The organism is Bacillus mycoides (assembly GCF_018742245.1).
Lineage (GTDB): Bacteria > Bacillota > Bacilli > Bacillales > Bacillaceae_G > Bacillus_A > Bacillus_A cereus_U.
Genome location: NZ_CP036132.1, coordinates 3819391 through 3833112, shown reverse-complemented (window position 1 = coordinate 3833112; position 13722 = coordinate 3819391). Strand labels below are relative to the sequence as shown.

Sequence of the window (13722 nt, the reverse complement as noted above, 5' to 3'; positions counted from 1 at the left end):
TAAGAAGAACAAACCATTTCACAGAAACTTCACAAACATTTCGTACATTGTTTTCAGCAGAACACTGGAATATTACAATGTCTTTCCTCTATACTAAATAAAGTATGAAGGAGGAAATGATGATGAAAAAACTTATTATTACGTTATTTATCGCGATGCTAGCATTGGCTGGCTGTAATACAAACAAAGAAGAACCGAAAAAAGAACAGAAACTTGAAGCTGTAAAAGTAGCAGTTCAAACGAATCCGAAAGAAATTAAACCAGGTGAAAAAACAGAAGTACAAGCACTTGTTACACAAGGAAAAGAAAAAGTAACAGATGCTGATGATGTAAAGTTTGAAATTTGGAAAGCAGGCGACGAAAAGCACGAGATGTTAAATGCTAAGCATAAAGGAAAAGGTGTTTATGCTGTAGAAAAAACATTCGAAACGGATGGAGTATATCATGTTATTGCTCATACAAATGCACGTGAAATGCATGTTATGCCAGAAGTAAAAGTGGCTGTGGGAAATGCAAAAGTTGAAGATGCGAAAAAAGAAGAAGGTCATGGGGATCATAAAAGTGATACGATGATACACCTTATGGCTGGAGATATTAAAGCAAATGCTGAGTCAACAATGAAAGTTCATTTAAAACAAAAAGAAGAAGCGTTATCTGGTGCTGAAGTACAACTTGAGATTTGGAAAGACGGCGTTGAAAAACACGAATTTATTCCGGCGAAAGAGGGGAATAAAGGGGAGTATGAAAGTAAACATACTTTCAAAGAGAATGGTGCTTATAAAGTGAAAGTTCATGTAAGAAAAGGTGAACTACATGAACATAAAGAAGAAACAGTAGAAGTAAAATAAAAAGTAGCTCTTTAGAGCTGCTTTTTATTTTAGGAAAAAAGTCATGAAATGATTAGCACTTCTTTGCAGAATGGATTACAATAGAAGGGTAAAGAAAATGAAGAATTCTACGAAAATGTATTAAAAAGAAAGCGTAAACATGTTATGATATCAATATCAGATGTCTGACATCTGACTTGGAAAAACCTAGAAATGTTTTTGATTCGTTTGAAAGTAAAACGAAAAAGTTAGAGAATGATTTAAAGCAGTACTGTTTAATAATGAGGACGAAAGATAATTCCCATTGATAACAGTTTCACTTTATAGCGTTTTGAACATACTACAAGAAGTAGAACTGAACATATAGGAGGTTGCAGTTATGAATAAATATAAACGTATTTTCCTAGTCGTAATGGACTCTGTGGGAATCGGTGAAGCACCAGATGCTGAGCAGTTTGGTGATTTAGGTTCTGATACAATTGGTCATATCGCTGAACATATGAATGGATTACACATGCCAAACATGGTGAAATTAGGCCTTGGTAATATTCGTGAAATGAAAGGAATCTCTAAAGTAGAGAAACCGCTTGGATATTATACAAAAATGCAAGAGAAATCTACAGGTAAAGATACAATGACAGGTCACTGGGAAATCATGGGCCTTTACATTGATACACCATTCCAAGTATTCCCTGAAGGATTCCCGAAAGAATTACTTGATGAATTAGAAGAAAAAACAGGCCGTAAAATTATCGGTAATAAGCCAGCTTCTGGAACAGAAATTCTTGATGAGCTTGGTCAAGAGCAAATGGAAACAGGCTCTTTAATCGTTTACACTTCTGCTGATAGTGTATTACAAATTGCAGCACACGAAGAAGTAGTGCCACTTGATGAGTTATATAAAATTTGTAAAATTGCCCGTGAACTAACATTAGATGAGAAGTACATGGTAGGACGTGTTATCGCTCGTCCGTTCGTTGGAGAACCAGGGAAATTCACACGTACACCAAATCGTCATGACTATGCATTAAAACCATTTGGTCGCACAGTAATGAATGAATTAAAAGATAGTGACTACGATGTTATTGCTATCGGTAAAATTTCTGATATTTATGATGGCGAAGGGGTAACTGAATCACTTCGTACGAAATCAAATATGGATGGAATGGACAAGCTTGTAGATACATTAAATATGGACTTTACAGGTATTAGCTTCTTAAACTTAGTTGACTTTGATGCCTTATTTGGTCATCGTCGTGACCCACAAGGGTACGGAGAAGCTCTACAAGAATACGACGCACGTCTTCCAGAAGTATTCGAAAAACTAAAAGAAGATGATCTATTATTAATTACAGCAGACCACGGTAATGATCCAGTTCACTACGGTACTGATCATACACGTGAATATGTACCGTTATTAGCATATAGCCCAAGCATGAAAGAAGGCGGACAAGAGTTATCACTTCGTCAAACATTTGCTGATATTGGTGCAACTGTAGCAGAAAACTTTAATGTTAAAATGCCAGAACATGGAACAAGCTTCTTAAACGAGCTAAAGAAATAGGGGGATAAACAGATGAATCGTGAACTAATTACAAAATCAGCTTCATACTTAAAAGAGAAATTTCAAGAGACACCACAAGTAGGACTAATCCTTGGATCTGGACTAGGTGTATTAGCAGATGAAATCGAGAATGCAGTAACAGTACCATACAGTGAAATCCCTGAATTCCCAGTTTCAACTGTAGAAGGACATGCAGGTCAACTTGTATTCGGTACACTTCAAGGTGTAACAGTAGTAGCAATGCAAGGACGTTTCCATTTCTACGAAGGATACGATATGCAAAAAGTAACATTCCCAGTTCGTGTTATGAAAGAACTAGGTGTAGAAACAGTTGTTGTAACGAACGCAGCTGGTGGTGTAAATACATCATTTGAACCAGGCGATCTTATGTTAATTTCAGACCACATTAACTTCATGGGTACGAACCCATTAATCGGACCAAATGATTCTGAAATGGGTGTACGTTTCCCTGATATGTCTACATCATATACGCCAGAACTTCGCGAAATGGCGAAACAAGTTGCAGCAGATTTAAATATTAAAGTACAAGAAGGTGTATATGTTGGAATGACAGGTCCTGTATATGAAACACCTGCTGAAATTCGTATGCTTCGTACACTTGGTGGAGATGCAGTTGGTATGTCAACTGTACCTGAAGTAATTGTAGCGCGTCATGCGGGTATGAAAGTACTTGGTATTTCTTGTATTTCAAATATGGCAGCTGGTATTTTAGATCAACCACTTCACCACGATGAAGTAATTGAAACGACAGAACGTGTTAAAGCTAACTTCTTAGCATTAGTAAAAGCAATCGTAAAACAAATGAAGGGGTGACCTCACAATGAGAATGGTGGACCTAATTGCAAAAAAACGTGATGGACAAGCATTAACGACAGAAGAAATTAACTTTATTGTTGAAGGATATACAAATGGTGATATTCCTGATTATCAAGTAAGTTCACTTGCAATGGCAATTTTCTTCCAAGATATGAATGATCAAGAACGTGCAGATTTAACGATGGCAATGGTAAATAGTGGTGATACAATTGACTTATCAGCCATTGAAGGGGTAAAGGTAGATAAGCATTCAACAGGTGGTGTTGGTGATACAACGACACTTGTATTAGGTCCATTAGTAGCTGCTTTAGGTGTACCAGTTGCAAAAATGTCTGGACGTGGTCTAGGACATACGGGTGGTACAATTGATAAGTTAGAAGCAGTTCCAGGATTCCATGTGGAAATTGAAAATGATGAATTCATGCGTCTTGTAAATGAAAATAAAATTGCTGTTATCGGGCAAAGTGGAAACTTAACACCTGCTGATAAAAAGTTATATGCGCTTCGTGATGTAACGGCAACAGTAAATTCTATTCCGCTAATTGCAAGCTCGATTATGAGTAAGAAAATTGCTGCTGGTGCAGATGCAATTGTTCTTGATGTAAAAACTGGAGCAGGAGCATTTATGAAAACGGATGAAGATGCAAAGCGTTTAGCAGAAGCAATGGTACGCATCGGTAATAACGTTGGTCGTAATACGATGGCAGTTATTTCTGATATGAGTCAGCCGCTTGGTGAAGCAATTGGTAATGCATTAGAAGTACAAGAAGCAATTGATACATTACAAGGTAAAGGACCGAAAGATTTAGAAGAGCTATGTTTAACGCTTGGAAGTCAGATGGTGTACCTTGCTGGGCAAGCTTCATCTTTAGAAGATGCACGTGAAAAATTAATTGAAGTAATGAACAATGGAAAAGCGTTAGAAGCATTTAAAACGTTCTTATCGGCGCAGGGCGGCGATGCTTCTGTTGTTGATGATCCTTCTAAATTGCCACAAGCACAATTTAAAATTGAAGTGGAAGCGAAAGAAGACGGTTACGTATCGGAAATCGTTGCAGATGAAATCGGAACAGCAGCAATGCTTTTAGGAGCAGGGCGTGCAACGAAAGAGTCTGAAATTGATTTAGCAGTGGGTCTAATGCTTCGCAAAAAAGTAGGCGATAGCGTGAAAAAAGGTGACTCTCTTGTTACAATTTACGCAAACCGCGAAAATGTTGAAGATGTAAAAGCGAAAATTTATGAGAACATGAAAATCGCTAAAGACCACGTAGATGCACCAACTTTAGTACACGGTATTGTAACGAAGTAATAAAGTGAAACTTTAATCAGTGGGGGGCTTCATTACCCACTGATTATTAGCCTTCACCAATCGGGCTTTAACGGGCAGTTGATCCCACACCTAACTTCGTTGCTTTCGCTGAATTTTGAGGTATGGGTCTTACTGCCCGCAAATAGCGGGATAAAAAAAGCTGAGGAGATTTCTCCTTGGCTTTTTTTACTATTTTTTGTTTATAATAGTAATGGGTGAAATTATGATTAGAATCTGTGCAATAACGAAAAAAAATGAAGTTTTATATGATGTTTCGCTAGAAGAAACGAAAAAAGAGAACATCGTATGGTATTGGCTTGATTTATATAAGCCGACGAAAGAGGAGTATACATATATTTTACAAGATCACTTTAAGTTCCATCCCCTTGCAATTGAAGATTGTGTAGAATATGTACAGAGGCCAAAGGTAGATTTTTATGATGGATATAACTTTTTAGTTCTCCATGCATTCGGAGAAGACGGATTAGAACCGCATGAAATCGATTTATTTGTTAGTGATCGATATATAGTCTCTTTCCACTTCTCTCATAACAATGCGATTGAAAGAGTATGGAAAACGCTCGGTGAAAAGAAACGTATTAAGAAGAGTCCTTTACATGTAGCACATACAATTGTTGACCAAATTGTAGATGATTATTTCGCACCTGTATATTACATTGAAGACCATTTAAATGCAATTGATGATAATTTAACGGGTGAGACAGCGGGAAGCGTGCTAGAAGAAGTATTTGATATTCGTGCGGATTTATCTAAGCTAAGGCGTACGATTATTCCGATGCGTGATTTATTGTATCGTATATTAAATTCAACACGTTTTTACGGTATAAGCGATCATGAAATTTATTTTAAAGATATACATGATCATTTGCTTAAACTGACAGAGATGATTGAAGCAAGCCGTGAATTAACAGCAGATATTCGAGATAGTTACTTTTCATTGAATTCCCACCATATGAACAACATTATGAAAACATTAACTGTTTTCTCAACTATTTTCATGCCGTTAACATTTATTGCAGGGGTATACGGCATGAACTTCGCACATATGCCGGAGCTTGGCGGGAAGTATAGTTATTTTATTTGCTTAATTTTAATGGCGTTAATTGGCGGCGGAATGATGGCTTGGTTTTATAAAAAAGGTTGGTTTAAGTAAAAAAACACCGAGGATTTCCTCGGTGTTTTTTCTTAGCCAATAGCGTGTAATACGAACATGGCTAAGAATAAGCATGTAATAATATACATGGACGGTGCGACTTCTTTACGCTTTCCAAGAGCAACTTTCAAGATAGGATAAGCAATAAATCCGAACGCAATGCCATCAGCGATACTATATGTGAGCGGGATCATAACGATAATTAAAAACGCTGGAAATCCTTCTGAAAAGTCGTTCAGAGGAATTTGTTGAATGCTTGTAATCATCAGCCCGCCAATAATAATTAAGATTGGTGCAATGGCACTATCAGGAATTATTTTGACAAACGGAAGCGCAAACAGTGATGCAAAGAATAACAACCCTGTAACGATAGACGTCAGACCTGTTTTTCCGCCTGCAGTAATACCTGCGGCACTCTCTACTGTTGAAACGGTAGGGCTTGTGCCAAATAGACCACATGTCATTGCTGAAATTGCATTTGCTTGGTAAGCACGTGGGAATTTACGGTCATCTTCTAATAAACCGTGCAGTAGTCCCATGTTCTCAAAAATAAGCACCATGCTTAAGGAGAATGTTGCAATCCAAAATGGCAAGGAAGAAAGTTTCCCAAATGACATAGCTCCAAACACATCGCCATAATTAGCGAATGAAAACGAACTATTTCCCAGTTGACTCGTATCAACAAGACCAAACAGCCATGCAATACCAGTGCCAATTGCAATCGTCCATAAAAAGCTTCCACGTACGTTACGCACAAATAGCACAAGTGCGACAATAAGAGTAAGTAGTGTGGCAAGAACGATAGGACTACTTAATTTCCCCATTGCAACAGCAGTATTTGGATTCGAAACGACTAAACCACCTTTTTGCAATCCGATAAATGCTAGAAACAATCCGATGCCGACAGTAATAGCTTCCTTTAATGACTTTGGAATCGATACCGAGAGCACGCGAGCGATTGGTGTAAAAGCGGCAATTGCAAAAATAATACCAGAGATAAAGACAGCCGCTAATGCTTCTTGCCAAGTTAACCCGAGCGTATGGACAGCAGTGTACGTGAAGAATGCATTTACACCCATACCAGGAACAAGAATAACAGGTGCATTTGCCCAAAATGCCATGAGCAGACATCCGACGAATGAACTGAAAACAGTTGCTAAAATTCCAGCTTCAAGAGGAATGCCAGCATCTGATAAGATTGATGCATTTACAATCATAATATATACGATCGTGAAAAATGACGTAACGCCAGCTAAAACTTCTTGTTTTGGTGATGTTTCATGTAAACCTAATTTAAATGTTCTTTCAAGTATTCCTTTCATGTTAAACCTTCTTTTTCATATCCCTCTCCCACCCGTGATATCTCTTCTGTAAGAGCTCACCGACCTTTATTATATCAGAACATCATGTTTTTACAACAATAAAAATGATAACGGTTACTTACAAGTGAAATTACTTATAAATACGTAAAAATAGCCCGGATAGAAGATATAATTTCTAATTCTCCCGATTGAATGGGCGGAGCTGCTTGCGCATGCAAAGTAGCATATGATGCGATCTCTCGCGGTAATTGGACAGATTCTTCAACGAGTGAGAGGGGAACAGGATTAATATTTAAATTGTAGGTACTCGCAATTGTACGAGCTTTGTCTACTGCTTGTTGCAGAGCTTGAATGAGAGCTTGCTCATAATATTTATTTGGATGAGATATTCGAAAACGTAATCCTTTTGCTACGTTTGCACCATTCGTAACGGCTATATCATATACTTCCCCTGCTTTTTGCACATTTAAAACGGTAATTTCATACAAATGCTCCACACGGTAGCCTTGTAGTAATGCTTTATCATTTACATATTCGTATTGAGGAGTAATTGTATAAGAAATGGTTTCTATATCTTTATCGGCAATACCTAGCTGTTTGAGTGCATCAAGCAATTGTTTCGATTGCACTGCATTTTCTTCTTGCGCTTGTTTTACATTTTTACTATCTGTTCGAATGCCCAGTGTTAATATGACAACATTTGGTTTTGCCTTTATAATACCTTCTCCTTGTACAGTAATAGTAGCTTCTTTACCAGTATTTGTCGTACGGATATTATGTAAATACGGATTCATTCCACCTTGCATTTATGCTCACCATCCTTTTTTACATGTATATGTGTGAACAAAAAAGAAAATCGTATGAAAAAAGTTACATAAGTGAGAATGTTGTGAGAAGAAAGCATATACAACATAGGTATTTATAGATTATAATATGTGTAAATATGATAAAAAAGGGACGAGGCTAGTGAACGAAAATAGAGAAACACTGATTTTAGATTTATCTGCATCATTTCGAAAGATGATACGTTTATTACAAAATGATATTAATACACGTTTTTCAGAGCATATGCCATATAATGAATTCTCTGTATTACGTGCGTTATTTTTAAAAAGTCCACAGATGGCTTCGCAAATTGCGAGTGAAGTAAACGTAACCTCCAGTCATATTACAGCTGTAACAGATCGTCTCGTGCGAAAAGGGTTTGTTGAAAGAAAACGTTCAAATTCGGACCGTCGTATCGTATATTTAGAAATTACTGAAAACGGACGAGAAGTAACTGAAAAGCTTGAAGCTGTGCGTAAAGAATATTATAAAGAGAAATTTAAAGGTTGGAGCGACCAAGAGATAGAAATGGTTTTAGAACTATTTGGCCGCGTATTATAATAAATGAGGATAGGAAGCGAGAGCTTTCCTATCCTTTTTCTTTTGAATAAAAATATTTTGAAACTCCGATACTTTAATTAAACAGATCGGAGGAAAGATTATGAAATATATTGCTGCACTTACCATTTTACTTGGAAGTTTCTTCTGCTTTCATACATTCATGTACGCCGATACCCCTATCCAAGTGGTGCAAAAAGAAGTGAAGTACATTGAAAACGATAATACCGTCTTGTATTCGAAATTATGGGTTCGTTCTATGCAAAACCCAGTATTATTTCATCATAGCGATAATGTTCGTAATCAGGACACTCTGCGTAATGTAACAAGTTCATCGCTCGTTAAAGCGAAGCAATTACCATTTAAGAAAGCATCAATGTACATTCCAAGATTATCGCAATACGTATCAAAAGCAGGGAAAGAAAATCTTCAAGTGTACTACATTGCGGTGCACTATAACGTGAAAAAAGAAAATGCATATCAGCTAAATGGCATGAACTATTTTCTGCAAGTATTTATGAAAGAGCGCGGGGAATGGAAAATTGCTGAAAGTGTAGTCGCACCGACAGAGCAAATTGTGAAAAATGGTGATGGGTTTGGAATGAAAGAAGAGATGGTGTATGGGGATAGGAGAGAGAATGTGAAATAACCTCCTTTTGAAGGAGGTTATTTCGTATGAAGTAAAAATTTTTTATTTATCAAATAGTGAAGTATTACATAGCCAAATAGTCCTATTATTATGAACCCAGCGTAATAACTTAATAGCGGATCGTTTTTTCCACCTGTTATCCGGCCTCCTAATAGAGCAAAACATATTGTAACACAAGGTATAAATAGTCGATGTAGTTTAGTGAATAATAATATTTTACCGTTATTTTCATTAGGAGTCCGATTATACAAAAATACTCCTAATGGTAAAAGAATGAGAATATATAGAATCGGAGTGATAAGCTTCCAGATGGGCTGGAATTGATGCTGCTCCTTAACGGATTCTTTTAAATTATTAATGTCTACTTCCTTTACTTCTGGATTAAATGTATAAGATATATAAGTATTATTAGTAGGTGCAAAAACTTCAATATTTTCTATATATGATGCATAATTCGCTTTCTTAAGGAAAAATTCAGTTGTAGATACATTTGTGTGAATCCAAGCAAAATGAAACAGTAACATGCCTATTCCAGATGGTAATATAATGAAAATTAAGCTTAATATACTATGCGAAATGACATTGCCAGCAATTGTTCCGATAAAAATAGCTATTGTAAAAATCGCAATCCATGTAATGGTAACATAACATAATAATGTACCCATTGGCCCGAAAGATTGGTATTGGCTAAAAAGATTAATCTTTAGGATGAAATAAATTAAGATGCCATTAAGACTCATTATGAATAGAATTGCGATTGTCCCGAACAGCCACTTAGAAAGAAAAAGCTCTTTTCTCGTGAATGGCATTGCAAATAACAGATAGTCTGTTTGATTTTGTCTTTTCCAACTGATTAATGAACAGGCGAGTAATATGAAAATTGGAATGAAGGGGATGATAAGAGTATCCCCATTTAAACTATAGTAGAAATAGCCATCTTCGTTTGGTTGAACCTGTAAATCATTAAAGTAGCTAATAGGTAAAAACCAAAAACTACTACAAGCAAAGAGTAAAAGAATGTACTTACTTTGCTTGTAATGATGGAGCCATAAAGCTTTATGAAACATGTAATCCCTCCGGTACAAAATTGTGATAATGATGAGTTTATTTAGCGTTCCAAGAGAACTTCCATTTCAATAGTTTGGATAGAAGAAAATAGCTAATTATGCTTGCCCCAAAAAATCCAATGTAAAAATTAAGTAATGATTTGTCTCCCCTTAAGACTAAACCACCAACTATTCCTATAACGAAAATACCAATGCTCATAATTATTTTTTGTAACTTCGGATATAGGAGGAAGTTTCCATTTAGCTCATTGACTGAACGAACATATAAATATATACCGAGTGGTAATAAAATAATGATATATGTGATAGGTGCAATCAATAATTTTGCTGAAGGGATTTTTGTAAAGTTTGGTTCATTATGACGCACTCCATCCTCATCAGTAAAAGCGCTTTGAGGATCGTAATTAAAGCGAATAGTAAACTCTTCTACTGGACCAGAAATCCGTATGTTTTCCATAACACGATGCATATTGCCATTGTTCTCATGAAAGTCAACATTTGAGTGAACAGCGATGACTCCTGAGATAAGTGGTGGAAGTAATAATGGGAACATGAATATAGCTGCAGTGAGAAATCCTTGCGAAATAACATTCCCAGTTATTGTTCCTATACACAAGGCAAGTGTATAAATAGCAATTAATACAATTAACATGTATATAAAATAAGAATGAAATGGGGAAAATACTTGATATTTATTATGAAAAGTCAACTTTTTCATAATAGCAAATAGTCCCCAGTTTATACTAACAGCTGCTACAATGTTACAAATACCAAACAACCATTTCGTCATAAAAAAGTGTGAGCGTTTAAAAGGCAGAGACCAAAGAAAATCAATGGAGTTATTTTGTCTTTCCCATCCGATTAACGTACAAGCTAAAATGATAAGTGCAACACCTTGGAATATAACAGGATCCATTAGTGATAAACCAAACTGGTAGTGATATGTATAGTTGTCTTCTTTTGGCATCGTTAGAAAGTGTTGTTGTTCAATAGCTGCCATATAGTATTTGTATGACAAATTGTAGAAGCTAACGAACCAAAATAACCAGACTATATATTTACTTTGTTGGTACGTCCGTAGCCATAGTGCTTTTTGAAACATAGGATCTCTCCTTTAAAAAACTTTATAATTTGTTAGGCGTGATAATACAACATAAGTAATGATTCCAGCGAGAAACAAACCAATATAGTAGTTAAATAAGAAACTAAATTGATTTATTTTATAGCCACCTAGTAATGCAAAGTAAATGGTTGTTCCCCATATCCATATTCGTAAATGTTTTTGGAAAATAAATATCTTTTGAGTGTTTTCATTAGGCGATCGTGTATATAAATATGCGCCAAGTAGTAAGTAAAATATTGTATACAAAATAGGGACTAACACTGATTTAGCCGAATAATACGTATAAGATGCTGGATCTCTTAAAGTAGTTGGGTCATTTTCTTTTTTGCGTGATTCTGGATTATATTGGTAATATATCGTAAAGTTATATATCGGTGCAACTATATTTGTCTTTCGATTGATTTCATCAAGCTGTTGATACAAGTTGGTATTTCTAGTATCTGTAGCCTGTAAATGGTTTATTGTAAAATTGTACAATAATGAAGTAAATGTAAGTCCCATTAGCAGCCATGGAATACAAAAAAAGATTTGTGAAACAATGCTCCCAGTAAAAGTACCGATACATAATGCAGCTGTATAGACTGCAACATAAGAAACAATCGCATAAAGAAAGTATCGATGAAATGGACTGAATGTTTGATACTCAAAATGAATTGTTGTTCTATAGATAATGTACATAAGGATCCAGTTCATAAGGAGAGACCCTATAATCCAGAATGAACCGAAAGCCCATTTAGAGAAGAAAATATTTTTTCTTGTAAATGGCATTTCCATAAGTAGGGTATTAGACTGGTTGCTACGTTCCCATCCTATTAATAGACAAGCTAAACAAATAATAAGAATAGTTAGCCAAAAACTATTACCTGTATTTGACAAAAAAGCATAATAGTAATAGAACGTTCCCTTTTCTTGCAATTTATAATAATTAGCAAGTTGTTGCTGAGCTGCTTTATAGTATCCGAAAGATAAAAGATAAAGTGTACTCAAGAAAAAGAGTGATACAGCATATTTCCCGCGTTTCCAATTCCACATCCACAATGCCTTATGAAACATACCCATCCTCCTCAAGTGTTGTAACAAAGACATCTTCCAGTGACATTGTTAATTCTTCAATGAGTATTGGTTGCTCTTTATAGAACTTCTCCAGTGTTGTAGCCACATTTCCCTCAATTAAGATTGTATATACTTTTCCTGTTTGATTTAATATTTTAATATTGCTTAAGTTTTCTAGTTTTTGAGGTAGTGATCGTTCGTAAGCAACTTGGACTTTAGCAAATTGTGATTTTGCATCATCTAGTGATGTAATAGAATCTACTGTATGTCCTTTTAAAATAATGATTGTATCGGCAATTTTTTCAACTTCATCTAAATGGTGAGTGGAGATGAAAATTGTAATTTCTTTTTCTGCTACTTCTTCAACGAGAAATTGTAGAATCTGTCTTTTAACGATAGGATCAAGTCCGTTTGTCGGTTCATCTAAAATGATATATTCTGCTTTTGCAGCGAAAGCTAAAATGATCGCAAGCAGTGCTTTCATTCCTTTTGAGTAACTACGAATACGTTTGTTTGGTAAATTAAAACGTTCTAATATTTCATAAAAATATTGTTCATCAAATGCTGTATAAACTGCTTTATAAAACTTCACGATTTCCTTCACTGTATATCCGGTTAATATGTTAGTAGAATCTGGAACGTATACAATTTTTTGTTTAATTTCAGGATGCTTATGAACATCTGTATCCTCATATGTAACAGTTCCTTCATCGGGGTCTAAAATGCCGACCATCGTTCGTAATAAAGTTGTTTTCCCTGCGCCGTTTCTTCCGAGCAATCCGACGATACTACCTTTTTGTAATGTGAAAGAAACATCGTCTAAAATCGTTTGGTTATCAATTGTTTTCTTCAAGTTTGTCACTTTCAGCATCTGTATTTCCTCCAATCTCTTTATAGTATGAATCTATCCAATCGTGAATTTTATCTTTCGTAATCCCAAGATAAGAGGCTTCTAGTAATAATTGATGAAATTGTTTTTCAACCATAGCGATTTTCCTTTCGTCTAATGTTGGGGTAATCGATTGGGCTACAAATGTTCCTTTTCCTCGTAATGTTTCAATAATCCCTTGTCGCTCTAATTCTTGATAAGCTTTACTTACTGTATTTGGATTTATAACGAGCAAAGAAGCAAGCTCGCGTACAGAAGGAAGCTTATCGCTTGGAGCTAACATGTTTTTTAGTACGAGCTCTTTTATATTTTGAACAATTTGTTCCCATATCGGAGTGTTGCTTCTTGGATCAAGTTGAATATGCAAGAGCAATGTCTCCTTCCTGATGAGTATTAAGTGTACTACTGTGTGTAATACACTTAATACAATATAAGTAATGAATTTATTTGTCAACTGAAAATAATAGAAAAATATGGTATTAAAAATGAATAAATTGGAAAAAATAGGTTTGATATAGAATGGAG

General features: G+C 35.5%; 14 protein-coding genes. 7 read left to right on the top strand and 7 right to left on the bottom strand.

The window, feature by feature from the left end:
* The first annotated feature begins 119 nt into the window (after positions 1-119).
* The 5 genes from EXW56_RS19520 to corA all read left to right on the top strand — a co-directional run bounded on the left by EXW56_RS19520 (position 120) and on the right by corA (position 5711).
* A complete protein-coding gene (locus tag EXW56_RS19520) occupies positions 120-848 on the top strand; it encodes a FixH family protein (RefSeq protein WP_215596868.1) in 729 nt (242 codons plus the stop codon).
* Positions 849-1206: 358 nt separating this feature from the next.
* Positions 1207-2391, top strand: coding sequence for a phosphopentomutase (deoB, locus tag EXW56_RS19515; protein WP_215596867.1), 1185 nt, complete (start codon positions 1207-1209; stop codon positions 2389-2391).
* 12 nt (positions 2392-2403) lie between these two features.
* The gene (locus EXW56_RS19510; protein ID WP_001078443.1) at positions 2404-3225 is read left to right on the top strand and encodes a purine-nucleoside phosphorylase; all 822 of its coding nucleotides are present in this window, start codon (positions 2404-2406) and stop codon (positions 3223-3225) included.
* Positions 3226-3232: 7 nt separating this feature from the next.
* Complete coding sequence (locus EXW56_RS19505; RefSeq protein WP_002160604.1) at positions 3233-4537, top strand: pyrimidine-nucleoside phosphorylase; 1305 nt, start codon at positions 3233-3235, stop codon at positions 4535-4537.
* Positions 4538-4748: 211 nt separating this feature from the next.
* Entirely contained in the window at positions 4749-5711 is a 963-nt protein-coding gene (gene corA / locus EXW56_RS19500) for a magnesium/cobalt transporter CorA (RefSeq protein ID WP_002160605.1), read from the top strand.
* A gap of 32 nt (positions 5712-5743) precedes the next feature.
* On the opposite strand, the gene EXW56_RS19495 is transcribed toward corA, so the two are convergent.
* A complete protein-coding gene (locus EXW56_RS19495; protein ID WP_215596866.1) occupies positions 5744-7033 on the bottom strand; it encodes an NCS2 family permease in 1290 nt (429 codons plus the stop codon).
* A 134-nt stretch (positions 7034-7167) separates the two neighbouring features.
* Positions 7168-7839, bottom strand: coding sequence for an SIMPL domain-containing protein (locus EXW56_RS19490; RefSeq protein WP_002111627.1), 672 nt, complete (start codon positions 7837-7839; stop codon positions 7168-7170).
* A 160-nt stretch (positions 7840-7999) separates the two neighbouring features.
* On the opposite strand from EXW56_RS19490, the gene EXW56_RS19485 reads away from it, so the two are divergent.
* Positions 8000-8419 (top strand): MarR family winged helix-turn-helix transcriptional regulator, encoded by a 420-nt coding sequence (locus tag EXW56_RS19485; protein ID WP_002088468.1) that lies wholly within the window; start codon positions 8000-8002, stop codon positions 8417-8419.
* A gap of 100 nt (positions 8420-8519) precedes the next feature.
* Complete coding sequence (locus EXW56_RS19480) at positions 8520-9065, top strand: hypothetical protein (RefSeq protein ID WP_215596865.1); 546 nt, start codon at positions 8520-8522, stop codon at positions 9063-9065.
* A 17-nt stretch (positions 9066-9082) separates the two neighbouring features.
* Here the strand turns inward: EXW56_RS19480 and EXW56_RS19475 are convergent, their stop codons facing one another.
* The 5 genes from EXW56_RS19475 to EXW56_RS19455 are packed head-to-tail and all read right to left on the bottom strand — an operon-like array spanning position 9083 to position 13564.
* The gene (locus EXW56_RS19475; protein ID WP_002185016.1) at positions 9083-10132 is read right to left on the bottom strand and encodes an ABC-2 transporter permease; all 1050 of its coding nucleotides are present in this window, start codon (positions 10130-10132) and stop codon (positions 9083-9085) included.
* A gap of 37 nt (positions 10133-10169) precedes the next feature.
* Complete coding sequence (locus EXW56_RS19470; protein WP_215596864.1) at positions 10170-11234, bottom strand: ABC transporter permease subunit; 1065 nt, start codon at positions 11232-11234, stop codon at positions 10170-10172.
* 12 nt (positions 11235-11246) lie between these two features.
* Positions 11247-12308: an ABC-2 transporter permease gene (locus EXW56_RS19465; protein WP_088079322.1), complete on the bottom strand. Its 1062-nt coding sequence runs from the start codon at positions 12306-12308 to the stop codon at positions 11247-11249.
* On the bottom strand, positions 12298-13179 hold the full coding sequence (locus EXW56_RS19460) for an ABC transporter ATP-binding protein (protein WP_215596863.1): 882 nt from the start codon (positions 13177-13179) through the stop codon (positions 12298-12300). The genes EXW56_RS19465 and EXW56_RS19460 overlap by 11 nt, the downstream gene beginning before the upstream one ends.
* The gene (locus EXW56_RS19455; protein ID WP_002145907.1) at positions 13145-13564 is read right to left on the bottom strand and encodes a GntR family transcriptional regulator; all 420 of its coding nucleotides are present in this window, start codon (positions 13562-13564) and stop codon (positions 13145-13147) included. Before EXW56_RS19455 ends, EXW56_RS19460 begins: the two co-directional genes overlap by 35 nt.
* Positions 13565-13722: the final 158 nt, after the last annotated feature.